Raw genomic sequence first — 24,676 nt, 5'->3', positions numbered from 1 at the left:
TTACCGCGCCTCCTGATCGTTGTCCGGGACCTGTGCGGCCCGCACCGGCAACCGCTCCGTGTGCCGCAGGCTCGTTCCGTTCGGCGGCCGGGCGGGGCGTTCGCTCCGGCCGCGCAGCGCGGTGTGCAGTCCGTCCCACAGGGTGCCGTCGGTCCGGTCCCGCGGGTCGGGGTCGATCAGCACCACACCGATGACCGGGATGTGCTGGTCCGCGAGCTGGCGGGCCACGGTGTGCAGCCAGGCGGCGCTGCCGTGCCCGGCCCGTACCACCAGCACCGTCCGGGTGCCGAGGTAGCGAAGATCGGTCCACGCCGTGCCGGGCGCCACCGAGCCGACCCCGATCCGCCGCTCCGGGTCCGAGCCGTCCGCGGCGTTCTCGCCGCCGATCACGGGCGGGTCGCCCGGCTTCGGCCGGGTCCCCGCGAGAGAAGTGCCCGGCAGACCGTCGACCACGGCCACCGGCTCGTCCTTCGCCAGCGCCCCGGCGAGGTCCAGGGCGATCCTGCCGGTGGCACGCGCGCAGCCCAGTTCGAGCAGCGACACCGGCTCCACGGAACCGCGCACGGTACGCGCGAGAGTCGCCGTGAGCCGTTCGCGGGCCGCCCGGGTGCGGCGCCGCCGCCACGGCCTGCCCGACCGGCGCGGCAGTTCCGCGACGACGGAGGCACCCAGGTTCGCCGAGATGTCCCGGCGCAGCACGGGCCGGTCCGCCACCACCGTGCCGACCGCGGCCAGCGCGAGACCGGCGAACAGCCCGAGGGCCAGTCCGATGCCCCCGTTGGTGGCGGCGGTCTTGGGCAGTGAACGGTGCACCGGGCGGGGCGCGTCCACGATCTGCGTACCGGCGATCACACCGGGCGTACCGGTGCGCGCCTCCGCGGCGCGCTGGTCGAAGTCGGCGATCCGCGAGTTGAGTTCGGCCCGGCGGGCGTAGAGCGACTCGATGCTCGCCGACGACTTGGGGTCGCTCTGCGGAGCGCGGTCGCCGATCGTCCTGTTGACCTCGGCCAGCTCCACGCGCATCCGGTCCCGCTGCTCCAGCAGGGCGTCCGACTCGGCCTTCGCGGACTCGCGCATGCGCCGCACGTGTTCCGCGATGAACGCGTCGGCCAGCGCCTTCGCCCGGTCCGTCGCCTGCTTGTCGCTGGTTCCCTTCACGTCGATCTGCAGCAGGTTGTTGGTCAGCCCCGCCCCCTGGTAGTCCTGGAGGAAGTCCTCCGGTTTGTCCTTGGACCCCAGGGACCGCAGGGCCTTGTCGGCGATCCTCGTGGTCGAGAGGATCGCGACGTCGGTACGGATCAGCGTGCCCATGTCGTTGGGCTGGTCCTCCCGGTGCGCCACCAGGACCTTGGTCACCGCCGTCGGCGGAGGCGGCATCGCCACCGCCAGCGCCGCACCCGCCACCAGCCCCAGGAGCGCCGTGGCGTACCAGAGGAGCCGGCGCCTGCGCACCGCCACCACCAGAGCCTGGAGGTCGAAGAGCGGCGCGGGCGCCGAGGCCTCCGAAGTCGTGCTCGTCCTCACTGCCCACCCCCCGTCGTACGGCCGCCGACCGCCAGAGCGTCGTCGTCGGCGGACTTCGCGGACCGCGCGGGGCGGTCCTGGACCGTGTCGGCGACGACGAAGCCGACCACCTCGTGCCTGCCGTCCGCGCAGGCGCCGGCGATGCCCGCGAGGTCCTCCGCGGTCCAGCTGCCCGGACTCAGGACGACCAGCGCGCCGGACTCGCCCTCGCGGTCCGGCACCATCGGCCGGTCCACCGCGACCCCCACCACCCGCAGCGCGGGGCACTCCCGGTCCCCGGAGCCCGCGGCCGGGGCGTCCGCGGCCCCGGCGACCAGGTCCCCGGCCGCCCGGCGGGCGGCCTCGTCACCGTCCGGCACCACGACCAGCACCTCCCGGGCGCCGGGCAGCAGGTCCCGCAGCCGCCCGTACACCCGCTGGTGGCGGAGGCGTCTGCCGGCCTCGTCGACGTACCGCTGCGGATGCGGCGCGTCCCACCGGGAGTCCGCGCCGAGCAGCCGGCGCAGCCGGGAGGCGCGGCCGGTGTCGCGCGGCGGGTGCGCGCCGGCGTCCCCGAGCACGTCGACGGAGCCCAGCGGCGTCGAGCCCAGGGCGGCGGAGATCTCCTGCTCGGAGCGCAGCCGCCGGTTCATCCGGGCGGCCACGAGATGGCCGACGACCCCGAGCAGGAGGAACAGCAGCGCGCCGGCCGCGACGAACTGGGTCCGCGTCGGCGGAGTCTGCGCGGCCGGGCGGGGCGCGGGCCCCATGACGACCAGGCCGGCCTTGGCGTTCGCCGGATCGGCCTGGTCCAGCTTCGTCATGGCCTCCTCCAGGGAGGTGCGCAGCCGCTCCAGCGAGGTGCGGGCCTGCACGCTCTCCACGGACCGCCCCGGATCGGCGGCGCCGGCCAGTTCGGTGATGCGTCGGTTGGTCTGCACCACCTGCTGGCGCAGCGCCTCCAGGCCGGTGGGCGCGTCGGCGCTGCCGCCGCCCGCGATGCGCGCGGCGAACCCGACGAACTGCTTGGCCAGTTGGTCGGCGAGCCGCTGTGCCCGCTCCGGGGTCTCGGCCGAGCCCGCGAGCGTGACGATGTTCCCCTCGGTCGCCTTGGCGCTCACCCGTTCCCGCAGTTCCCTGCCCCCGATGCCCTTCCAGTCCAGCTCCGTGGCCGCCCGGTCGACGACCACCGAACTCGTCGCGATGTTCACCTGCGTCAGCAGTCCGCGCTCGTCCCACTGCCCCGGCAGCAGCACGGACGCCGACGCCGTGTACCTCGGCGGGAGCAGCACCGAGGCGCCGAACCCGACGAGTGCGCCCACCACGGTGGCGACGGCCAGCAGCCGCCACCGCCGGCGGAGGATCCGCCCGATCGTGGCCAGGCGTATCGTGTCCTCGCTCAAGGGCGCTGCCTCCCGCGTGCCCGGATCCGGCCGCGCACCGACACCGGAGTGCGGCCACGGCACGCGGCCGCGTAGGCGGCGAGCAGCGAGGCCTGCGAGTTCTCCCAGGAGAGCGGTCCGCGGACCCGCTCCTGGCCGATCCGCCCCATCCGCTCCCGCAGTTCCGGGTCGTCGAGGAGCCGGGTGATCTGCCCGGCGAACCGGGCCTCGTCGTTGGCGGGCGCGTACAGGGCGGCCTCACCGGCGGAGACCCGTGCCTCACGGAGTTCGAAGGAGACGATCGGCCGCCCCATCGCCATGTACTCCAGGACCTTGTTCATGGTCGACACGTCGTTGAGCGGGTTGTGCGGGTCGGGGGAGAGGCAGACGTCCGCGGTGGACAGGTAGCGCACCAGGTCGGCGTCCGGGATGCGCCCGGTGAACTCCACCTGGTCGGCGAGCCCGAGGCGCTCCGACAGCTCCACCATCGCGTCGAAGGCGTCGCCCGATCCGACGAACACCGCGTGCCAGTCCTTGCGGCCGTGCTCGTCGCGCAGCTTCGCCAGGGCCCGCAGGGCGTAGTCGACACCGTCCTGGGGGCCCATCACACCCAGGTAGCACAGCAGATGGGACTTGCCGCGCTTCAACTCCGGCTCGGGTTGGACCGGTTGGAAGCGGTCGGTCTGCGGTGCGCTGCGCACCACGAAGACGTCCTCGGGCCGCCGGCCGCCGCGGCGCACCGCGACGTCCCGGTAGCTCTCGTTCGTGGCGAGCACGATGTCGGCGGACCGGTAGGTGATCCGCTCCAGCGCGCACACGGCGCGGTAGAGCAGGTCCTTGCCGCGGCCGAACCGCGAGAGGTACAGCTCGGGAACCAGGTCGTGCTGGTCGAAGACGAACCGCGCCCCGCGCCGCCGCAGCCACCTCGCCGACAGCAGCAGCAGGTCGGGCGGGTTGCAGGCGTGCACCACGTGGACCGGGCCGACCCGCCGGGCCAGCCTGGCCGTGTGCCACAGCGCCGAGCCGTACTCCCGCAGGTAGCCGGCCGGCCCTCCGGTGGCCGCGCGCAGGGGGTAGCGGTGGATGCGCACCCCGTCGATCTCCGCCTCCGCCTCTCTGTCCCGCTTCTCCCCCCGGGGACAGATGACGTGGACCTCCCAGCCCGCGTCGCGCAGCGTCGTGCACTCCTGCCACACCCGCCGGTCGAACGGCACCGACAGGTTCTCCACCAGGATCAGCGCGCGCCGGGCCGCCCCGGCGCCGCCGTGCGTACCGTCCGGCACTGTGGTGCCTGTGTCGCGTGTTTGACCCGTGTTACCAAGCAAGACCCATGTACCCCGGTTCGGTCCGGCGCGCGTCGGCGTCGGGAAGGCGGATGAGATCGACGATCAGCGGTCCTTCGCCGTGCGGCAGCGCCGCGAGCACGGCCGGGTCCTTGGTGCCGACCAGGCACACGTCGGCGTACCCGAGCACCTCGTCGACGGAGTCGGCGAGCAGCTGCGCGAGGTGCGGCAGCCGGGTCTCGATGTACTCGCGGTTGGCGCCCAGGAGCCGCGAGAGGCTCACATTGGCGTCGTAGATCTTCAGGTCGTACCCCTTGCCGAAGAGCCGCTCCGCCAGTTCGACGAGCGGGCTCTCGCGGAGGTCGTCGGTGCCCGGCTTGAAGGACAGGCCGAACAGGCCCACCCGGCGCTTGCCGGTGCGCTCGACCAGGTCCACCGCGCGTTGCAGGTGATCGGCGTTGGAGGGCAGCACATGGGAGAGGATCGGCACCGAGACGTCGGCCCGCTGTGCCGCGTGGACCAGGCTGCGCAGGTCCTTGGGCAGGCAGGAGCCGCCGAAGGCGAAGCCGGGCCGCAGATAGGCCGGGCTGATGTTCAGCTTGCGGTCGGCCAGGAACACGTCGATCACCTGGTGCGAGTCCACCCCGAGCGCCTGGCACACCGCGCCCAGCTCGTTGGCGAAACCGATCTTGAGGCCGTGGAACGCGTTGTCCGCGTACTTGATCGCCTCGGCCGTCGGCACCGGAACCCGGAACACCTCGCCGGGCAGGGACTCGTACAGCGCGGCCACCGCGTCGCCGCTCGCCCGGTCGAACTCGCCGACGACGGTCTTGGGCGGGTCGAAGAAGTCCCGCACGCTGGTGCCCTCGCGCAGGAACTCCGGGTTGACCGCGACCCCGAAGTCCACCCCCGCCGTGCCGCCGACGGCCTTCTCCAGGATCGGCACCAGCAGGTTGAGGCAGGTGCCGGGGAGCATCGTGCTGCGGAAGACGACGGTGTGCCGTTCCTCCCGGCCGGCCAGTACGGCGCCTATCTGTTCGGTGACCCGCTCCAGATAGGTGGTGCACAGACTGCCGTTGGGTTCCGACGGCGTACCCACGCAGATCAGGGACACGTCGCTGTCCGTGACCGCCTCGCGGACGTCGTCGGTGGCGCGTAACGCCCCCGTCCGCACCACCTCGGCGATCAGCTCGCCGATCCGTTCCTCGACCACCGGGGCCTTGCCGTCGTTGACCAGGTCCACCTTCACCTGGTTCACGTCCACCCCGATGACCTGGTGTCCCATGCTGGCCAGGCACGCGGCCGAAACGCAGCCCACGTAGCCGAGCCCGAAAACGCTGATCCTCATGACCCCTCCCTCCCCTGAGGCAGGCCCTTGCGGCCCGCGGTGCGCGCGGGGGCCGGCCGGCGGCCCCCGCGCATGTCAGTACGCGCCCTGTCCGTGCAGCACCGCACGCAGCGTCTTCCACAAGATCACTGTGTCCAGTGCGAGCGACCAGTCCTCCACGTAGCGCAGGTCGAGGCGGACGGCCTCCTCCCACGGCAGGTCGCTGCGTCCGCTGATCTGCCACAGGCCGGTGAGCCCGGGTTTGACCAGCAGCCGCCGGCGGATGTCCGGGCCGTAGGCGGCGGACTCCTCCGGCAGCGGAGGCCGCGGACCGACGAGCGACATCGATCCGGTGAGTACGTTGAACAGCTGCGGCAGCTCGTCGATGGAGTACCGGCGCAGCACCGCCCCCACCCGGGTCACCCGCGGGTCGCGGCGCAGCTTGAACAGCAGTCCGGCGCCCTCGTTGCGGTGGGCCAGTTCGGCCCGCGCTCCGTCGGCCCCGGCGACCATGGTGCGGAACTTGAAGATGGTGAACTCGCGGCCGTCCTTGCCGACCCTGCGCTGGCGGTAGAACGCCCCGCCCCGGCTGTCCGCCAGCACGAGCAGTCCCGTGAGCACCATCAGCGGCGCGAACAGCAGCAGCAGGACCGCCGCGCCCAGCCGGTCGACGATCGCCTTGACCACCCGGTGGCCCCCGGTGAAGGCCGGCATGCTGACCCGCAGCAGCGGGATGCCGAGCACCGCGTCGACGTGCAGCCGCGGACCCGCCACCTCCATCAGGACGGGCGCCACGACCATCTCGGCGTCACTGCCCTCCAGGTTCCAGGCCAGCCGCTGCAACCGGTCGGGAGTCCAGTGCGGGTCCGGGGTGACCGCGACGACCCGGTAGCCGTCGCGCCGTACGTGACCGGCGACGTCCGTCAGCGGGCCGACCACCGGCACCCCGTCCAGCCGCCCGCCGTCGAGCCCCGGGCCGCCGGTGGTGCACACCGCGTCCACCCGCCAGCCCAGGTGCGGGAACTTACGGGTGCGGGTGATCAGGTCGCGTACGGTCTCGGGGCTTCCGGCCGCGAGGACCGGCCGCAGACAGCGCCCTTCCTTCCGCTGCTTGTGCAGCCACAGGCGCAGCAGATACCGCACGGTCATGGTGATGAGCGCTATCGCGGGCAGCGCGACGAAGATCCAGAGTTTGATGTTGCGCGAGGTGAGGGCGATTCCGCCGAGCGCCAGCACGACGGTCGCCGTGAACAGCGAGCGTCCGAGCCTGCGGAACTCCTCGGCGCCCTGACCGAGAACGGCCGGTGCCCAGGACCTGCTCACCGTGAGCGCCCCCAGCACCAGCAGTTCGGTGCCGAAGGCGAGAATGATCCACTTCTCGTGCCAGTTCGCCGCGTCCTGGGCTCCGAAGAAGTTTCCGATGGCCATCACCACGACGGCGGTGGCCACGGTGTCGCTGGTGATCACGGTACGGCGGTACCGCTGCTCCCAGTCGATCGCGGGTTGGTCGATCGCCCCGTTCGCCAGACGCCCGCGCGCCGACGGAAACGGGCTGACTAAATCGCCTCGCTGCACAGGACCCCCCAGGTCGTCAGTGGTTCGACGCATTGGCCTAACACTGCTCCTCCCCCCCCAGGAGACCCCCCGGCCTCCGCACCGTTCGCGAGAGGCCCCCGCCCCCGCGCCGCGCTGTCCTGCTCCTCCCGTGCGGGCATCCACGCCCGCACGGGACCACACCGGTCCACCGCCCCGCACCGCACGGCCCACCCCGGCGGCAACGGGCCCCGGAGACCCTGCCGGACGTCGAGGTGCGCGGGGATCCGTCGCAACTGCGGTGTTCCCCCCGGGCCGGGTGGGGCCCTTGGGCGCCCCCGACCGATCACCCCGACGCCTGGCGCCGGTGCCGTCAATGCCGGTCCTGCACAGTGCTGAACGGATAGATCGTCGTGCTCGCTTCATGCCCGATCACCTGAAGCACGGTCAATCTAGACCATCGGCGACGGGATGGAGAGAGGATGTGAGAAATCTGTGCTGAGCCTTTGGGGACGGATCCACTGAATGGTCACCTCATGTGCGAATACGACGAGGCGGGTCTGGTTGCTGACCAGTGCTGACGGATCCGTCACGGTGCCCGGTTCTGCGGTCAACTCCCCACCGCAGAAACGGTGTTGGGCCAGTCGGCCCGTGTGGCTCAGGTGTCCTTGCGGAAGACCAGCACCTCGGTCGTGGCGACGCCCAGCGGGGCCGTGAAGCCGGCCTCCAGGCGGCAGCCGAGGCTCGCGAAGAGGTCCACGCACATCCGGCGGGGCAGGGCGGCCGGGTAGGGGCCGTGCCCCTCGCCGCCCTGCTTCGCCCAGTCGTGCACCGCGTCCGGTTCCAGGCAGGTCTCCGTCATGACGTCGAAGACGATCCGCCCGCCGGGGCGCACGACCCGTCCCATTTCGAGGAAGTACCGGGCGGCGCAGAGGAAGGTCACGCTGTTGAAGACCTTGTGCGCCTGCACGAGATCGACGCTGCCGTCGGGCGTCGGGGCGAGGCTGGACCCCGCGGTCGGCAGGGCCACCACCCCGAAGGTCTCCACCAGATGGGCGGCCCACGGCGCCGCTGTCTCGTAGATCTCGTAACGGCTCGGTGTGCACTCCTTCATCGTGCGTTCCAGGTACCGCCCGGACCCGGGGCCGATCTCCAGCACGGTGTCCGGGCTGTCGGCGTACACGCCCAGGGCCCGGAGCCGGTCGATGGTGGCCCCGGTGGCGCCGGGTGTTCCGTTCATCACCTCGTCGAGGTAGTCGCCGACCGGCATGTGGGCCGCCCGTGCGGCCCGCATCGTCGCTTCGAACGGAAGGAAGTCCTCCACTCCCGCTCGGTTGTTGGTGCTGCGCACAATGTCGTATCCCGCACGTCCCAGGAGTCGCTTGACCCCCGACTTCACCACTGACGTGCTCCTGCTTGGTGCCCTCATCAGGCACGCCCCCCCAGGTCGTCTCTGCCCGAAGTGTCAGCATAAGAGCGCGGACGCGGGTGTGCAGGGGGAAGCCGGATCCCGGAGGGGCCTGTCTCGGCCGAATCTTTTCGAGTACCCAACTCGCCGTAAAATTAACGGACTTCATGGTTTACCCGGGGCGGCGGGCTGGTGCGTCGGCCTGCTCGGTGTCCGGGCGCGGGGTGGTGCCCGTACCCCCGGAGGTCGTAAACGATCATGACCGCCTATTCTGATCCGAACCGACGGATACGGGACAAGGCGGGGGACTTCGGGATGACCTATCGGCGCGCGGCGATACCGGCACTGGCCGGAAGCGTTCTCTTCACACTGCTGCTCTGGTGGGCGGGAGCGAGCGCGCAGACGCTGCGCCTGGGCGGCACCTCGCACCTGCTTGACGCCCCGTCACTCACGGAACTGGCGCGCCGGCTCCTGCCCTGGTCCTACGACGCTCCCGGGGAACTCCCCGGAACGCCCGGATCCGGGGACCCGGGCGTGGGCGGCGCCGCTTACGGCGACCTGTACGCGACCGGGATGCAGATCAGGTTCGTCGCCGTCCTCGCCCTCTTCCTCGCGGGCGCGCTGCTCCTGATCCGCCGCATTCCGCCGACCCGGGGCCGCACCCCGGCCACCGTGCTCGCGCTCTGGGCCTGGGGACCGGTAGCGGCGACCCTGGCCGTCACCGTGTCCGCCCCGTGGCTGATCGCCTCCCAGGGGCGCGGCAGCTTCCGGATCCTGCCCAGGCTGGCCGACACGGTCGCGTCCGGCGGCCCGGTCGTGGTGGCGGCGGCGCTGGTCACCGCTCTGCTCACGACGCTCCTCGCGCGCGTCACCGCCAAGGGGGAGCGGCCCGCGCCCCGCCGCGAGGTGCCGCCGCGCGCGGCGAGGCGGGCCGCGACCGCGGGCACCGCGGTGGTCGCGCTCTCGCTGGTGGTCCTCTCCTACCAGCCGGTGGCCGCCCGCATCCAGACGTCGTTCGGCGGGGCGGGGATGCTCTCCGAGCCGGGCGACCTGCTGCGCCAGTGGCTGCTGCTCGGCGGTTGGTCGGCGCCGTCCACCGGTGCGACGGGCTCCTGGCTGCTGGACCGCGCCGCCGACCTGCTGGTGCTCGTGGTGGTGTGGTGGACGCTGCGGCTGCTCCCCGGGCTGCTCACCCGCACCACCGTCCCGGCCATGGCGGCGGGCGCGGTCTGCGGGATCGTACTGGGGCTGCTGGCGAGCCAGGTCGCGCACATGGTGCTGGACGACACGGGAGCGGTGTGGGGCCCCGCCCATCTGCTGTCGGGGCTCGGTGCCGGCGTACCGGCCGCCCTCACCTTCGGGGTGCTGGCGGGGCCGGCCGCGCTGACCGTACTGCGGCCGGCCAGGGGCGGTGACACCGCGGCAGCGTCGAGGTGAACGGATGGCCGGGGGCCGCACACGCGGTGCGTCCCCCCACCACGCGTCCCGCCCCTGCCCCTTCGCCTCACCAGAACCGTTGGTGGGAGCAGCTTCGCCTCACCAGAACCGCTGGCAGGAGCAGCGGATCTCCACCGTGCCCTCCGTGGTCCAGGTGTCGCCGTCGAAGCCGAAGTGGCGCTCGGTCACCGTGTCCCGGCCGACACTCGCCGAGCAACTCGTCCCGGCGTGCAGCGACTTGTCGTGACGGCAGCCACGGCAGGTGTCGGTGGTGTTGGGGCGCCAGTCGTCGGGGTAGAAGCCCCGGCAGTCGCAGTCGCTCTTTGCACCGTCGCAACGGCCCTCCAGATGCACCGTCCACAGGTGGCCGCACCGGCATCCGGCCACACGCTCTTCCCTCATGTCCACTCCCTTGTTCCCCGGAGAGGGAATTGGGCCCCGCGCAGGGAACCGTACGGGGTGGGACCGGAGTCCAGCCGGTGAAAGCGGTGCAACGGCTGCGGGGGAGGCCGGACCCACCGGCCTCCGTTCAGCAGGAAGGGACCCGTGGAAGATCATTTCGCTGCGGCCGTGCGCAGGTTCCGGTTGCGTGCCGGACTGACCCAGGAAGCCCTGGCCGAACGTTCCGGCGTCTCGGTCAGCACCATCCGCGGCATGGAGACCGGCAGACGCCGCAACCCCCAGTTCGCCTCGCTGCGCCAACTGATCAGCGCACTCGGCCTCCAGCCGTCGGAACAGGACGAACTGCTGGCCGCGGCGCGCGCGGCCGACGGCCCGGCCGGCGAGAGCGAACCGGCCGGGACCCCGGTGCCCGCGGCCCCGCACGCGGAGCCCCCCGCGCCGCGCCAACTGCCCGCCCCGCCCGCGCCGTTCCTCGGCCGCCACCAGGAGCTGGAGCGGCTCGACGCGACCCTGCGGCCCGGTCCGGACACCTCGGCCACCATGGTCATCTCGGCCATCGCCGGTGCGGGCGGGGTCGGCAAGTCCTGGCTCGCCCTGCACTGGGCCCACCGCAACGCCGAGAGGTTCCCCGACGGTCAGCTCTTCGTCGACCTCCGGGGCTTCAGTCCCGACAGCGACCCGATGGAGCCGTCGGTGGCGGTACGCGGTTTCCTGGACGCACTGGGCGTCGAGCCCGCCCGCGTCCCCGTCGCCCCGCACGCGCAGGCGGCACTGTTCCGCAGCCTGGTGGTCGACAAGCGGATGCTGCTGGTCCTCGACAACGCGGCCGACACCGCCCAGGTCACCTCGTTGCTGCCGGGCGGCGACACCTGCACCGTGGCCATCACCAGCCGCAACCGGCTGTCCGGACTGATCACCGGGCACGGCGCCCGACACCTGTCCGTCGACACCCTCACCGAGACGGAGGCGCGCGGCCTGCTCACCGCCCGGCTCGGCGCCGCCAGGACCGACCCCGAGTCCGCGGCGGTGGACGAACTCGTGCGCCTGTGCGGCGGTTTCCCGCTGGCACTGAGCATCGTCGCGGGCCGCGCCCACACCCATCCGCAGCTGTCGCTGGCCGACCTCGCCGACGAACTGCGCGAGAGCGCCCTGGACGTGCTCGACGACGCCGACCCGGCCGCGAGCCTGCCCGCGGTGCTCTCGCTGTCCCACGACGCGCTGAGCGACGAGGAGGCCGAGGCACTGGGACTGCTCGCGCTCGCCCCGGGCCCCGACGTGGGACTCCCGGCCGCCGCCGCCCTCACCGGCCACGGCCGCGGCCGGACCGCGAACATACTGCGCAGGCTGGAAGCGGCCTCGCTGATCGGCCAGGACGCCGCGGGCCGCTACCGCATGCACGACCTGATCCGCCGCTACGCCACCACCGCCCACCGCCTGCCCGACACCGTACGCACGGCCGCGCTCGGGCGGATCCTCGACTTCTACACCCACACCGCCCACGCGGCCGACCGCCTCCTGGAGGCGCACCGCGACCCCATCGCGCTCGACCCGCCCGCCCCCGGCGCCCACCCCCTGCCGCTGCCCGGCATCGCCGCCGCGATGGACTGGTTCACCGCCGAGCACCGCAACCTGCTCGCCGCCCAGCGCACCGCCGTCGCACAGGACCTGCACCGCACGGCCTGGCAGCTGGCCTGGACGCTGAACAACTTCCACTACCGGCGCGGCCACCGCCACGAGCAGCTCGCCGTGTGGCAGCTCGCGGTCCGCTCCGCGGCCCGGCTGCCCGACCCCGGAGCCCAGATCCTCACCCACCGGCTGCTCGGCCGTGCCCACGTCGTCCTCGGACACCAGCAGGAGGCCATCGACGCCCTGCACCGGGCACTGGCCCTCAGCGAGCAGCACGACGACCGCGCCCTCCAGGCGCATGCCCACTACACGCTCGCGTCGATCTGGCCGGACGACCACAAGGCCCTGGCGCACGCCCGGCGCGCACTGGAGCTTTATGGCGGGTTCGACCGGCCGGTCTGGGAGGCCAACGCGCGCAACGCGGTGGGCTGGTTTGCCGCGCGCCTGGGCGACCACGACACCGGTCGCGAGCACTGCCGGGCCGCCCTCGCCCAGTACGAGGAGCACAGGGACCTGCCGGGCCAGGCGCAGACCCTCGACAGCCTCGGCTACATCGACCACCACAGCGGCCACCACGAGGACGCCGTCGGGCACTACCGCCGGGCCGTCGCCCTCTACCGCGACCTCGGCAACAGCTACGAGGCCGCCGACACCCTCGACCGGCTCGGCCACGCCCACACCGCCCTGGGCGACCGCGACCGGGCCCGCGCGGTGTGGGCCGAGGCCCGGGACCTCTTCGCCCAGCAGGGCCGCGCGCAGGAGGCCGAGCGGGCACGACGGCGGCTCGCCTCCCTCGACGCCGAGGAGGAGGGCCACCGGAACACCGGGTGACCCCCGAGGTCCCACGCCCGGCGCCGCCCGCAGCGACCCGGCTCCGGGAAGCCCGCGGAGTGAATCGTTTCCGCGCGCCCCGCGCAAGGGAAGAAAGGGTTCTGCGCGCCCCGCATCCTTGCCGCGCCGAAGGCGTTGAAACTGGCATGACGCACAATGACGACGAAGTACTGCAGGACGCGGTGGCGCGCTGCCAGGCCGTGGAGCGGGTCCTGGAGGACGCGCAGCGCCGCTACCGGCGGGCCCAGGAGGAATCCGCGCGGGCCGAGGCCGAGCGGGTGCGGGCCGAGCGGGAGGTGGCCCGCGCGGAGTCCACGGTCCTGGCCCTGCTGGCGCAGCAGTCGGTGACCGTGGCCGCGCTGACCGAGATCCTGGAGCGGCAGGCGCCCCGCAGGCGGCTGTGGCTCCAGCCGTCGGCGGCGGACGGGTGGGAAGGAAACCGCCGCCGGCTCCGGGTCGTGGGCCCGGTGGGGGAGGAACCGCACGGCTCCGGGACCCGGGCGCTGCCACCGCAGTAGCGGCGAACATCGGTGCAGAAACGTTTTCCTCGCCTCTCGGCCGCTGCTGGCGCGCGACCGGTGGCGGCCTGTCCCCGGGCGCCGGGGCCGGCCGCGCTCCGGCCGCGCGGGACCGGGTTCCGCCGCAGGTGAGCGGCACATCCGGTACTCCGGCCGAGGGAGCGCGGAGCGTCCTCTATGCTTCAAGGCGGTCGCGGGGCGGAGACTCGTCGCCGCGCGCAGCAGTGACGGAACGGTCGGTCCGGCCGGTTGCGAGGGCGGGGGCGGCCGAGCGCCGGGACCAGGACCGGACGGGGACCACACGTCGCTGATCTTGAAGATCCCGGGGAATCGAGCGGCCGCCGGCACGCGTCCCGGCGGTGCGGGGTGCCCGGCCCACCCGGCCGTGCACAGGTGACCCCCAGGGAGAAGCGAGGAATGTCAGTGATCTGCGTCGGAGGCATGATCGGCATCGGCAAGACGAGTGTCGCCGAACTGATCGCCAAGGAACTGGGCAGCGACGTCTTCTACGAGAGCGTGGAGGACAACCCGATCCTCCCGCTCTTCTACACGGCGAGCCCCGAGGAGATCGAGGCGAAGCGCTACCCCTTCCTGCTCCAGCTCTACTTCCTGCAGACCCGCTTCGCCTCCATCAAGGAGGCGTACAAGAAGGGCGACAACGTCCTGGACCGGTCCATCTACGAGGACTGGTACTTCGCCAAGGTCAATCACGACCTCGGCCGGATAAGCTCCCTCGAAATGCAGGTGTACGAGGGCCTGCTCGACGAGATGATGCGCGAGATCGACGGCCTGCCGTACCGCAAGGCACCCGACCTCATGGTCTATCTCAAGGCGGACTTCGAGACGGTGCTGCACCGGATCGGTCTGCGCGGCCGTGAGTTCGAGCAGGACGAGAACCTCGTCAACTACTACCGGATCCTGTGGTCCGGATACGACGACTGGGTGCACAAGCACTACTCGGCCAGCGAGGTCCTCGTCGTCGACATGAGCGACACCGACGTGGTGAACCGTCCCGAGGACGCGGTCCGCGTGGTGCGGCAGGTCAAGGACGCCCTGGCGGCGGCACGGCCCCGGGTCTAGGAGGCCCCGCCGTCGCACTGCCGGCTCAGCAGCCCTTCAGCATCCCCGAGAGCAGGTGGCTGCCGAGCTGCGTGAGCGTGTGATGCATGCAGTGGCGCTGCCTGGTACTGGCGACGAGACCGGCGCGGCGCAGCACGGAGGCGTGCTCGCTGGCGGACGACAGGGAGACCCCCGCGTGCCGCGCCAACTCGCTGGTGGTGCGCGGCTCCTGGAGAGCCTGGAGCACCGCCGCCCTGGTGTGGCCGAGCAGCGGGGCCAACCGTGCCCCCGGGTCGGCGAGTTGTCCGGGGTGCGGCGCTCGGGCCGGATAGACGAGCACCGGCCACAGGGTCTCGTCCAGGAGCGCGACCGGCCTGTCGCGGCAGAAGTACGAGGGGACGAGCAGCAGGCCCCGCCCCGCCAGGTGCACATCCCGTTCGACGGGGTAGTCGGCGGTCAGGACCGGGGGTTGCCAGTGCAGCATGGGTGCGAAGGTGCGGAGCATCTCCGCGGTGCCCAGACGGCACTGGGCGTCGGTCCGGTGGCGCCGGTCGGCCTCGATGCGGGAGGCGATGTCCGGCCAGCCGGGTGCGAGGACGCCGCGGTGGTACTCGCGCAGCGCGCGGCCCAGACCGTGTAGGGTGCGCGGATTCCCCTCGGACAGCGGCCGGGCCCAGTGGGGCAGCGGGTTGCAGGCCGCCAACAGTCCGATCTCCGCGCGCAGTTGGCCGCGCGGCGTGGCGAGCACCGCGTCGATCCCGCACTCCAGTCCGCCCGAGGCCTCGGCGGGGGTGAGGAAGTCGGGGAAGTAGCCGCGCGGCGGCATCAGCGGCGACAGCAGCCGCAGCGCCCGGACGCTGCGCGCGCACCCGCGGCGGCGCCAGCCGTCGAGCACCGGCTCCCTTCTGTGTTCGCGGAGCTGATGCAGGCTCAGGACGGTTTCCCACAGTGGGTCCGGTTGTTCGGCGATCCTGGTGCGCGCCAGGTCTCCGGCGCTGAAGTGCATACGCAGCACGGCTTTCCCCCGATAGTCCGCTACGGCGTTGGTGTGCTGAACAGGTTCTCCGGGTCTGCTCTGATGTGTCGGAGCAATACGGCCTATGCTGGGACGATAGTGGCGAGAACCGCGGTTCTCAAGCCCGACACGGGAAGGGAGATGAAGTCGTTGTCAAGACTTCGGAGGGAAACGGGGCCGGCGGATCATGGATGACGCGGAGCGTGCCCGTGTGGTCGCGGTGGCCGACGAGCTGTTCTACGGCCACGGTGTGCACGCGGTGACGATGCGGCGCGTCCGCGATGCCGCCGAGGTGCCGCTGAAGCGGCTGTACCAGATGTTCCCGTCCAAGGACGAACTGCTGGCGGCCTGTCTCACCCGCCGCGACCTGACGGCGCGCACGGCGATCGGGCAGCGCGTCGCGGGGATCGACGACCCGTTGGCCAAGGTGCTCGGCCCCTTCGACTTCCTCCATGACTGGTTCCGCCAACCGGGCTTCCACGGCTGTGTGTTCGCCGGTGCTTTCGGGGAGGCGGGCGCCGCGTCACCCGTGGTCGTCACCGCGGTGCAGACGCACAAGCAGGCCCTGCGCGAACTGCTGACCGGCCTGGTGGCGCAGGCGGGCGTACGGGACGCGGAAGCGGCCGGGGCGCAGCTGGCCGTGCTGTTCGACGGGGCCATGGCCATCGCCACTTTCACCGGTGACACCGACGCGGCGCTCCACGCCCGCAGCGCCGCGCGGGCCGTGCTGGACGCGGCGACCACCTGACCGCCGGACGGCCGCCCCGCGGGGTGCGTTCCGGCGGCCGGGGGGACCTGCGCGGGGCCGTACGGACCCCGCTCGTCGTGGCCGGGACTGTCGGGGAGCGGACCGGGCTGTCGGGGAAAGGCGCAGGTCAGAAGCTCCTCCGGTGGCCGCGGGCGGAGCCTGACAGTACTGTCGTGGCCATGAATGATGATGCACTGCGTTCCGTCACCGTCGAGCGGTCCGGCCCGGGGACCTTCACCGCGATCAACGCGCGCGGCGCCACCCTGAGTTTCGGCACCGGCGGCGGTGCCGGCTTCACCCCGGTCGAGCTGTTCCTCGCGGCGATCGGCGGCTGCACCGCGGCCGACGTGGAGGTCGCCACGAGCCGCCACGAGGAACCGACCACGTTCTCCCTGACCGTGACCGGCAACAAGGTCGAGGACGAGGGCGGCAACCGGATGACGGACCTCCAGGTCACCTTTACCGTCGCGTTCCCGGACGGCCCGTCGGGGGACCGGGCCCGCACCATCCTGCCCCGGGCCGTGAAGACCTCGCACGACCGCCTCTGCACGGTCAGCCGCACCGTGGAGGCGGGTACTCCGGTCGGCGTGACGGTGTCCGGCGAGGCCGACGGCGCGCTGCCCGGCGGGGTCAACGGCGCCTGACCCCGGACCCGGCGGCGGGGCGGACCGGCAGTGGCGGCGGGGCGGACCGGACCCGGCCGCGGAGGGGGCCGGAACCAGCAGCGGAGAAAACAGGCCCCGGCGGCGATTTTCGGCTCGGTGGCGAACTCCGCGGTTCACGCAGCGTCATGCCCCGGGTGTTTTCGGCTCGCGCCGCCGCTCGCAAGATCCACGGCGGCGGCGCCGCGCCGTGCCCGCGAGATCGGCGGTGCCGGAGCCGTGCCACCCGTCAGCCCGGCGGCCGAGGAGGCGCGCGGTGGCGCGGAAGCGGGCAGTCCGGCCGCCGCGCGGTGCCGTGAGAAGGCCGCGCGGAGCAATGACGGCGGGTGAGGAAACCCTGCACAACTGTGGTGCGTGTGGCTGGAGTTACACCGTTGACCCGTGTGATCCGCCCTGACTAGCATCCCGTCGTCAGCGGATGGACGCGTATTCCATCTGTGAGGAATGCGAGTCGATTCTGGGGGGTATCGCTATTCTCGGCGTCAGCGAATCGGCCGTCCGAAACTATTGCCGGACCTGGCCCGCGGTTTTCGACCGGGCCGAAGGCAGTTGGCTCACCGACGAGGACGGAAACCGGTACCTCGATTTCTTCGCCGGGGCCGGAGGCGTCAATTACGGGCACAACAACCCCGCATTCAAAGGCGAGTTGGTCGACTATCTGACCGGCAACCGGATCGTGCACTCGCTCGACATGGGCACCGTCGCCAAGCGGGAACTGCTGGCGGCGCTCGACCGGTACCTGCTGGGACCCCGTGGACTCGACTACCGCGTCCAGTTCACCGGACCGACCGGCGCCGCCACCGTCGAGGCGGCGCTGGAGCTGGCGCGCAAGGTCACCGGGCGGCACCTGGTGCTCGGGTTCCGCGACTCCTTCCACGGCATGAGCCTCGGCGCGATGGGCGTGAGCGACAACTCGATCAGCCGATCGGCCCACGGCGTCGCGCCCCACCGTCAAACACCGCTTGTGCACGGCGAGTTGTCCGGTCTGGCCGAGGTGTTCGCCGAACGGCGGCCGGCCGCGGTGATCGTCGAGACGGTGCAGGGGGAGGGCGGTGTCCACGTCGGGTCCGCCGCGTGGCTGCGCGGGCTGTCCGCGCTCTGCCGCGAGCACGGAGTCCTGCTGATCGTCGACGACATCCAGGTCGGCTGCGGCCGAACCGGACCGTTCTTCAGCTTCGAGACGAGCGGCGACGGCGGACCCGGCGTCGTACCGGACCTCGTCTGCCTCTCCAAGTCCCTCAGCGGGTACGGACTTCCGCTCGCCCTCACCCTGATCCGCGCCGACCTCGACATCTGGTCGCCCGGCGAGCACAGCGGCACCTTCCGGGGCCACAACCTCGCCTTCGTCACCGCGGCCAAGGCGCTGGAGACGTACTGGGCCGACGACGCCCTGGAGAAGGACACCCTCGCCAAGGGCGAACTCGTCCGGGGCCGGCTCGCCGAACTGGCCGCCGGAACGCCCTGGGAGGTCCGGGGCGCCGGACTCATCAACGGCCTCGTGCTCCCCACCGGCGAGCAGGCCCGTGCGGTGTGCGCCGCCGCGTTCGCCCGGGGACTGCTCGTGGAGACCGCGGGCGACCGGGGCCGGGTGGTCAAGCTCATGCCGCCGCTGACGACCACCACGGACGAACTGGAGCAAGGGCTCGGCCTGCTCGCCGCGTCCTGCGCCGCCGCGTGACCCCGGACAGCTCCGAGGCCGCGGCACCTTCCGACCGGGCGGCCCGCGCGGCCCGGACAGACCTTTGGGACACCACCGATTCCTGTTCCCGGATGGGGGAGAACAACCATGTTCGACGACGAGAACGCCGAGTACTTCGTGGTGGTCAACGAGGAGGAGCAGTACTCCCTGTGGCCCGCCGACCGGGACCTGCCGGCCGGGTGGCGTGCGGACGGCCCCGCCCGGTCCCGGGCCGCGTGCCTGGACCACATCGAGACGGTGTGGACCGACATGCGGCCCAGGAGCGTCCGGGAAGCGAGCGTGTGAGCGAGGCCGTCGCGGGAGCCGGCGCCACCGGGACCGAGCGGACCGGCGGCCCGCAGGTTGTCTCCGCTCCGTACGAACCGCTCGAATCGCAGGTCTACGTCGATCTGCGGCCGACGTTCGGACGCGAGCTGCTGCTGCGGGTCGAGGGCTTCAACTTCGCGGGCTCCCTGAAGCTGCGGGCCGCGGCCGGACTCGTGGCGGCGGCGGAGCAGAGCGGGCGGATCGGCGCCGACTCGGTCCTCATCGAGTCGTCGTCCGGCAACCTCGGCCTCGCGCTCGCCATGATCGCGGCGAGCAAGGGCCTGCGGTTCGTCTGCGTCACCGACCCGCGGTGCAACCCGAGCACCCTCAACCTGCTGCGGTCGCTCGGCGCCGAACTCGTCGTCGTCACCGAACAGGACACCAACGGCGGCTACCTGCGCACCCGGCTGGAGTACGTACGGGCCCGCAGCGCCGAGGACGACCGCTACGTGTGGCTGAACCAGTACGCCAACCCGGCGAACTGGCTCGCCCACTACGAGACCACGGCGCCGGAGATCGCGAAGGAGTTCCCCGACCTCGACGTGCTGTTCGTCGGCGTGGGCACCGCGGGCACGGCCACGGGATGTGCCAGGTACTTCCGGGACAACGGAGGCAGGGTGAAGGTGATCGCGGTGGACGCCGAGGGCTCCGTCAGCTTCGGCGGCGCCCCGGGGCCGAGGGCCATCCCCGGCCTCGGCGCCAGCGTCCGGCCGCCCCTGCTGGAGCCCGAACTGTTCGCGGACGTCGTGCACGTCGCCGAGGAGGAGACCGTGCGCCGGTGCCGCGAGATGGCGCGCGGCGGGTTCCTGTTCGGCGGCTCCACCGGGACCGTACTCGGCGGCGCGCTGCGCTGGCTCGACGCGCGGGACCCGCGCGGCGCCCTGCGCGCCGTGGCCATCGCCCCCGACCTCGCGGACCGGTACGCCGACACCGTCTACGACGACGCATGGGTCGCCCGGCGCTTCGGCACCACGGCCCCCGCCCTCCACCCGCGTCGCGGAGCCCCAAGCGACACACCGTCAGAACCCTGCCGGAAAAGGCGAAACGACCCGGCGACCGCACCCGACCGGAAGGCACAGCATGGCTGACACCACCGCGCCACCGCCCTTCGTGGTGATCTCCGGCAGGGCCGTCCACGAGGCACTCGAAGGCCGCGAGAAGGAACTGCTCGACCTCGTCGAACACGGCTACCGCCTGCACGGCGACGGCAGCACGGTCAACCCGCCGTCGTACTTCCTCACCTTCCCCGACCGGCCCGCCGACCGGATCATCGCGCTGCCGTCCTCGGTGGGCGGCGACGTCGGGGTCTCCGGCATCAAGTGGATCTCCAGCTTCCCGGCCAACGTCGAGAAGGGAATCCCGCGCGCCTCCGCCGTCGTCGTGCTCAACGACCAGGAGACCGGCTACCCGCTCGCGTGCCTGGAGGGCTCGATCATCAGCGCGGTCCGCACCGCCGCCTCCGCCGCGCTCGCCGCCGTCAAGCTGGGCGCGGGCCGCCCGCGGCCGCGCAGGCTCGGCATCGTCGGCACCGGGCTGATCGCCCGGTTCGTGCACACCTACCTCCGCGCGGCCGGTGTCGCGTGCGAGGAGGTGGGCCTCTTCGACCACAGCGACGAGCACGCCCGGGGCTTCGCCCGGTACCTGGCGGACGCCGGCGCCCCGCGCACCACCGTCCACGACGGCCTGGAGAGCCTGGTGCGCTCGTCGGACCTGCTGCTCTTCGCGACCACCGCGGGAACGCCGTACGTCGAGGACCCCGCCTGGTTCGCGCACCACCCGCTGGTGCTCCACGTGTCGCTGCGCGACCTCGGCCCGGAGGTCGTCCTGGCCGCCTGCAACGTGGTGGACGACGTCGAGCACTGCCTCAAGGCCGCCACCTCGGTGCACCTCGCCGAGCAGGCAACCGGCGACCGCACCCATGTGCACGCCACTCTGTACGACGTGCTGACCGGGGAGTTCACCCCGCCGCAGGACCGCACCGTGGTCTTCTCGCCCTTCGGGCTCGGCGTGCTGGACCTCGTCGTGGCACGCCACGTCCACGACCGCACCGCCGACGGCGTGGTCGTCGACGACTTCTTCCACGAACTGTCCCGCTACGGAGGCCGACGATGATCCTCTCCCAACTGGTCGACGCGGACGAGCTCGACTCCGTGTCCAACGAGGAACTCCAGACGATGCTGCAAGAGGTCGACAACGAGATCGCGTTCGAGGAAGACGACGAGGACGCGTAGGTGTTCACTGCCGACCACGACCGGCCGCCCGCCGCCCCTGACACCCCCGCGGTGTCCGAGGCGGTCGGGACGCTGTTCGCGTGCCACCCGCACAAGGCGAGACTGGCGGGCGCACGCGAGTACGACGGCGTACTGCCCGGCCCCGGACCCGACCCCGCCGCGCTCGCCGCGCTCGGCGCCAGGATCGCCGCGACCGCCCCCGGCGACCGGGAACAGCGCGCCGACCTGAGCGCCGCCGCCCTGCTGGTCGAGGCCGAACGGTACCGGGCCCAGGAACTGCGCGCCGCGCACACCGACCCGCTGGGCCCGCTCGCGGAGACCGACGTCGACGTGTACGAGGACCTGCCGGCCGAGCGGCGTCACGAGGCCGTCGCCGCACACCTGAGCGCCCTGCCGGGATACCTCGACGCCACCGCCGCCCGGCTGGACGACGCCCTGCCCGCCGGGCTGCGGCTGCGCGCGGCCGACCTCGCCCGCGGCCGGGCCGCGCACATCGAGGGCGCGCTCGGCGCCGCGCCGGGCGCCGCACCCGCCGCACGGGCCCTGCGGCGCTACGCCGCGGCGGTGACCGGTAGGAAACCGGCCGCCGCGCTGCTCGGCCCGGAACGCCTCGCGGGACTGCTGCGCACCCAGGAAGGCATCAGGACCCCGGTCGCGGAGCTGCTTGCCGAGGCGCGCGAGGAGGTCGGCCGGCGCGCGGACGAGCTGGACCGGATGTGCCGCACACTGGGCGGCACCGCGGCAGGACTGCTGAGCGCACGGGCGCTGAGCGGCCCGGTGCTGGACACGACGGAACGCGTCGTGCGGCGGCTGCGGGACTTCTGGAGGGCCGCCGACGTGGTCACGGTGGACCCCACCGCGATGCCCGAGCTGCGGCGGATGCGCCAGCTCGACGGCACGGCGGCAGTGGAGATAGTGATCTCCGGACCGCTGGAGGACGTCCGCGGACCGCACGTGCTGTACCTGCCCGACCCGGACCTCACCGCGGACGGACCGAGCGCCCGGGTGTGGCGGCAGTACCTGAACGAGCCGATGCTCGAAGTCATCGCCGTGCACGAGACCTTCCCCGGCCACTACCTGCACGCCAAGGCCAGCGAGCGTTCGCCCAGCGTCGTCCGCACCTGCTTCCGCACCGCCGGGTTCACCGAGGGCTGGGCGCACTACGCCGAGGAACTCGCCGTCGAGCACGGGCTGGCCGACGGCCGCCCCCTGGTGGAACTGGCGCAGCTGCGGGCCGCGCTGGTGTCGGCGTCCCGCCTGCTGATCTTCCTCTCCGTGCACCTGCGCCGGTGGAAGTTCCAGGACGCGGCACGGCACCTGGTGGAGGTGTGCGGCTGGGCACCCCAGGAGGCGGCGCGCGAGGCGCTGACCGTCCCCACCGACCTCGACTCCGCCATGTACTGCCTCGGCAAGCTGGAAGTGAGGCGCTGGCGGGCGGCGGCGGGCGGGGAACTGAAGACCTTCCACGACGGGGTGCTGGGCGCGGGATTCGCCCCGCTGGCGACCGTCGCGGAGTACTGGCCGGCACGTCCGGCCGAAGTCACGACAGGAGCGGGCGCGTGAAGTCGAGGTTGGGCGGGGAGTTCCTCAAGCTGTGGGTGGGACAGGGGGTCAGCCAGTTCGGCACCCAGGTCTCCATGCTGGCGATCCCCACACTCGCCATCCTGGTCTACCAGGCGACACCCTTCCAGGTGAGCGTGATCGGGGCGGCCCAGGTGGTGCCGTTCGCGCTGTTCGCCCTGCCCGCGGGAACGCTGGTGGACAGATGGCCCCGGCGCCTGACCCTCATCGTCTGCGACATCGGCCGCGCGCTCGCCGCGGGCGCCCTGGTGCTCGCCTACCTGGCCGGGTACCGGGAACTGTGGGTCATCTACGTGGTGGCCGCCGTGATGGGCACCTTCACCGTGGTGTTCGACATCGCCTACCTCTCGCTGGTGCCGCAGGTCGTCGGCGCCAAGGGACTGCTCGGTGCCAACGCCAGGCTCAGCGCCACCGACTCGGTCGCGGAAACGGCGGGCCCCGCGATCGGCGGAGCGCTGGTCGCCGCGATCGGCCCGGCGAAAGCCGTGTTCGTCGACTCGGTGTCCTACCTGCTCTCCGTCGTGGCGCTGCTGTTCATGAAGACCGAGGAGACGGCCCGCGAGAAGCCGAAGCTGGACGCGCGCACGATGGTGGCGGAGATCCGCGAAGGACTCCGGTTCGTCGTCAGGCACCCCGTGCTGGCGCGGCTCGCCGTGGCCAACTCGACGTTCGACTTCGGCGTCGCGATCTTCCAGTCCGTCTACCTGGTCTTCCTCTACAAGACGCTGCACTTCTCGCCGTGGCTGGTGGGTGTGCTGGCCGCGGTCACCGGCATCTCGAACGTGCTGGGCGCCATGACGATCTCCCGGGTGGTCGGCCGGTTCGGCCTCGGCCCGACGCTGGTCTGCTCGATCCTGGCGGGCGGGGTGGCGTACCTGTTCCTGCCGCTCTCGCAACTGGGCGCCGCGGTCGCCGTGATCGTGGTCGTCAACGTCGTCGCCGGGTTCACCAACGCCTGGTACGACATCAACCAGTACACGCTGCGCCAGACGGTCACCCCGGACCACCTGCTGGGCCGGGTGAACGCCACGATGCGCATGATCTTCTCCGGCCCCCGGCCGCTCGGCTTCCTGCTGGGCGGCGGGCTGGCCGTGTGGACGAGCGTTCCCACGACGATCTTCCTGGGTGCGCTGGTTTCCACCGTGTCCGCGCTCTTCGTGTTCTTCGGCCCCATCAGGGCCGTGCGCGAGGCGACCGAGGACGAGACCCAGGAAGCGGCGACCACATGAGCGGCACGAACGGGACGGGGGCGATCGGTGTGCGTACGGACTTCGACTGGGTGACCGTGGCGGGCGGACCCTTCACCATGGGGTTCGACCGGGTGCGCCCGGACGGCACCCCGGACCACGCCTCGCCGGCCCACGAGGTCGACGTACCGGAGTTCCGGATCGCCCGCTCGCCCGTGACCGTCGCGGACTTCCGGCGGTTCGTCGAGGCGACCGGCCACCGGACGACCGCCGAGGAGACCGGCCACAGCTGGGTGTGGGTGGGCGGGGCCGACACCACCACACCGGGGCAGGACGACCTGTGGCTGGAGGTGCCGGGCGCCGCCTGGCACGCGCCGCGCGGACCGGGCTCCGACGTGGAGAAGAAGGACGACCACCCGGTCACCCATGTGAGCCGGGCGGACTGCCTCGCGTTCTGCGCCTGGGCCGGCGTGCGGCTGCCCACCGAGGCGGAGTGGGAGAAGGCGGCACGCGGCACGGACCGCCGCACCTACGCGTGGGGCGAGCAGGCGCCGACGCCCGACGTCTGCAACCACAGCATGTTCGTCGGGGACACCACCCCCGTCGGCAGCTACCCCTCGGCCGCCGGCCCGTTCGGCCTGCACGACATCGCGGGGAACGTCTGGGAATGGGTGTCGACCGGATGGCACCCGTATCCGTTCCGCGCCGACAGAACACAGTCGTTGAAGACAAAGGAAGGCCCCCTGCAACTGGGCGTCGTCCGCGGCCACTCCTTCTTCAACGACTGCAATCCCGCCACCCTGCGCGTCACTCTGCGGCTCTATTCGCTGCTGCTCTACACCTGTTACGACGTGGGTTTCCGCGTGTGCGCGAACTGAGCGACGAGCGTTTCCGAGTTTTCCGATTGTTCCGAGCGGTCCGAGTATTCCGCGCTTTCC

General features: G+C 72.4%; 22 protein-coding genes. 14 read left to right on the top strand and 8 right to left on the bottom strand.

Annotated elements, in window-relative coordinates; all coding sequences use genetic code 11:
- The 6 genes from ACFYVL_RS33795 to ACFYVL_RS33770 all read right to left on the bottom strand — a co-directional run bounded on the left by ACFYVL_RS33795 (position 1) and on the right by ACFYVL_RS33770 (position 8,457).
- A complete protein-coding gene (locus ACFYVL_RS33795) occupies positions 1-1,524 on the bottom strand; it encodes a Wzz/FepE/Etk N-terminal domain-containing protein (RefSeq protein ID WP_389251754.1) in 1,524 nt (507 codons plus the stop codon).
- On the bottom strand, positions 1,521-2,906 hold the full coding sequence (locus ACFYVL_RS33790) for a Wzz/FepE/Etk N-terminal domain-containing protein (RefSeq protein WP_389251752.1): 1,386 nt from the start codon (positions 2,904-2,906) through the stop codon (positions 1,521-1,523). The genes ACFYVL_RS33795 and ACFYVL_RS33790 overlap by 4 nt, the downstream gene beginning before the upstream one ends.
- Complete coding sequence (locus ACFYVL_RS33785) at positions 2,903-4,168, bottom strand: glycosyltransferase family 4 protein (protein ID WP_389251750.1); 1,266 nt, start codon at positions 4,166-4,168, stop codon at positions 2,903-2,905. Before ACFYVL_RS33785 ends, ACFYVL_RS33790 begins: the two co-directional genes overlap by 4 nt.
- 31 nt (positions 4,169-4,199) lie before the next feature.
- Positions 4,200-5,516 carry a nucleotide sugar dehydrogenase gene (locus tag ACFYVL_RS33780; RefSeq protein WP_389251748.1) on the bottom strand — a complete coding sequence of 439 codons (1,317 nt, stop codon included), beginning with the start codon at positions 5,514-5,516 and terminating at the stop codon, positions 4,200-4,202.
- 75 nt (positions 5,517-5,591) lie between these two features.
- Positions 5,592-7,070, bottom strand: a complete 1,479-nt coding sequence (locus tag ACFYVL_RS33775) for a sugar transferase (RefSeq protein WP_389251746.1) — start codon at positions 7,068-7,070, stop codon at positions 5,592-5,594.
- Between the two features lie 616 nt (positions 7,071-7,686).
- Positions 7,687-8,457, bottom strand: coding sequence for a methyltransferase domain-containing protein (locus tag ACFYVL_RS33770; protein ID WP_389251744.1), 771 nt, complete (start codon positions 8,455-8,457; stop codon positions 7,687-7,689).
- Between the two features lie 294 nt (positions 8,458-8,751).
- Between ACFYVL_RS33770 and ACFYVL_RS33765 the strand changes: the two genes are divergently transcribed.
- On the top strand, positions 8,752-9,873 hold the full coding sequence (locus ACFYVL_RS33765) for a hypothetical protein (protein ID WP_389251821.1): 1,122 nt from the start codon (positions 8,752-8,754) through the stop codon (positions 9,871-9,873).
- Between the two features lie 99 nt (positions 9,874-9,972).
- Here ACFYVL_RS33765 and ACFYVL_RS33760 read toward each other — a convergent pair whose 3' ends face one another.
- Positions 9,973-10,275: a hypothetical protein gene (locus ACFYVL_RS33760; RefSeq protein ID WP_389251742.1), complete on the bottom strand. Its 303-nt coding sequence runs from the start codon at positions 10,273-10,275 to the stop codon at positions 9,973-9,975.
- Between the two features lie 144 nt (positions 10,276-10,419).
- On the opposite strand from ACFYVL_RS33760, the gene ACFYVL_RS33755 reads away from it, so the two are divergent.
- From ACFYVL_RS33755 to ACFYVL_RS33745, 3 genes are all read left to right on the top strand, one after another.
- The gene (locus tag ACFYVL_RS33755; RefSeq protein ID WP_389251740.1) at positions 10,420-12,732 is read left to right on the top strand and encodes an ATP-binding protein; all 2,313 of its coding nucleotides are present in this window, start codon (positions 10,420-10,422) and stop codon (positions 12,730-12,732) included.
- Between the two features lie 146 nt (positions 12,733-12,878).
- The gene (locus ACFYVL_RS33750) at positions 12,879-13,250 is read left to right on the top strand and encodes a hypothetical protein (RefSeq protein ID WP_389251738.1); all 372 of its coding nucleotides are present in this window, start codon (positions 12,879-12,881) and stop codon (positions 13,248-13,250) included.
- 417 nt (positions 13,251-13,667) lie between these two features.
- Positions 13,668-14,330, top strand: coding sequence for a deoxynucleoside kinase (locus tag ACFYVL_RS33745; RefSeq protein ID WP_389251736.1), 663 nt, complete (start codon positions 13,668-13,670; stop codon positions 14,328-14,330).
- Positions 14,331-14,355: 25 nt separating this feature from the next.
- Here ACFYVL_RS33745 and ACFYVL_RS33740 read toward each other — a convergent pair whose 3' ends face one another.
- The gene (locus tag ACFYVL_RS33740; RefSeq protein ID WP_389251734.1) at positions 14,356-15,315 is read right to left on the bottom strand and encodes a DUF5937 family protein; all 960 of its coding nucleotides are present in this window, start codon (positions 15,313-15,315) and stop codon (positions 14,356-14,358) included.
- Positions 15,316-15,511: 196 nt separating this feature from the next.
- Here ACFYVL_RS33740 and ACFYVL_RS33735 point away from each other — a divergent pair, with 196 nt between their 5' ends.
- From ACFYVL_RS33735 to ACFYVL_RS33690, 10 genes are all read left to right on the top strand, one after another.
- Complete coding sequence (locus ACFYVL_RS33735; RefSeq protein ID WP_389251732.1) at positions 15,512-16,072, top strand: TetR/AcrR family transcriptional regulator; 561 nt, start codon at positions 15,512-15,514, stop codon at positions 16,070-16,072.
- A gap of 179 nt (positions 16,073-16,251) precedes the next feature.
- Positions 16,252-16,716 carry an OsmC family protein gene (locus ACFYVL_RS33730; protein ID WP_389251730.1) on the top strand — a complete coding sequence of 155 codons (465 nt, stop codon included), beginning with the start codon at positions 16,252-16,254 and terminating at the stop codon, positions 16,714-16,716.
- A 436-nt stretch (positions 16,717-17,152) separates the two neighbouring features.
- Entirely contained in the window at positions 17,153-18,412 is a 1,260-nt protein-coding gene (locus ACFYVL_RS33725; RefSeq protein ID WP_389251728.1) for a diaminobutyrate--2-oxoglutarate transaminase, read from the top strand.
- Positions 18,413-18,520: 108 nt separating this feature from the next.
- Complete coding sequence (locus tag ACFYVL_RS33720; protein WP_389251726.1) at positions 18,521-18,718, top strand: MbtH family protein; 198 nt, start codon at positions 18,521-18,523, stop codon at positions 18,716-18,718.
- Complete coding sequence (gene sbnA / locus ACFYVL_RS33715; protein ID WP_389251724.1) at positions 18,715-19,827, top strand: 2,3-diaminopropionate biosynthesis protein SbnA; 1,113 nt, start codon at positions 18,715-18,717, stop codon at positions 19,825-19,827. Before ACFYVL_RS33720 ends, sbnA begins: the two co-directional genes overlap by 4 nt.
- Positions 19,820-20,851 (top strand): 2,3-diaminopropionate biosynthesis protein SbnB, encoded by a 1,032-nt coding sequence (gene sbnB / locus ACFYVL_RS33710; protein WP_389251722.1) that lies wholly within the window; start codon positions 19,820-19,822, stop codon positions 20,849-20,851. Before sbnA ends, sbnB begins: the two co-directional genes overlap by 8 nt.
- The gene (locus ACFYVL_RS33705) at positions 20,848-20,970 is read left to right on the top strand and encodes a hypothetical protein (RefSeq protein WP_389251720.1); all 123 of its coding nucleotides are present in this window, start codon (positions 20,848-20,850) and stop codon (positions 20,968-20,970) included. The genes sbnB and ACFYVL_RS33705 overlap by 4 nt, the downstream gene beginning before the upstream one ends.
- Complete coding sequence (locus tag ACFYVL_RS33700) at positions 20,971-22,533, top strand: DUF885 family protein (RefSeq protein ID WP_389251718.1); 1,563 nt, start codon at positions 20,971-20,973, stop codon at positions 22,531-22,533. It begins immediately after the preceding gene.
- Positions 22,530-23,780: an MFS transporter gene (locus ACFYVL_RS33695; RefSeq protein WP_389251716.1), complete on the top strand. Its 1,251-nt coding sequence runs from the start codon at positions 22,530-22,532 to the stop codon at positions 23,778-23,780. Before ACFYVL_RS33700 ends, ACFYVL_RS33695 begins: the two co-directional genes overlap by 4 nt.
- Entirely contained in the window at positions 23,777-24,616 is an 840-nt protein-coding gene (locus tag ACFYVL_RS33690; protein ID WP_389251714.1) for a formylglycine-generating enzyme family protein, read from the top strand. Before ACFYVL_RS33695 ends, ACFYVL_RS33690 begins: the two co-directional genes overlap by 4 nt.
- Positions 24,617-24,676: the final 60 nt, after the last annotated feature.

Source organism: Streptomyces sp. NPDC004111, from assembly GCF_042874215.1.
In the GTDB taxonomy this organism is placed as follows: Bacteria; Actinomycetota; Actinomycetes; order Streptomycetales; family Streptomycetaceae; genus Streptomyces.
Note: the sequence above shows the minus strand (reverse complement) of the source record. Positions and strands in the feature narration are given on the sequence as shown.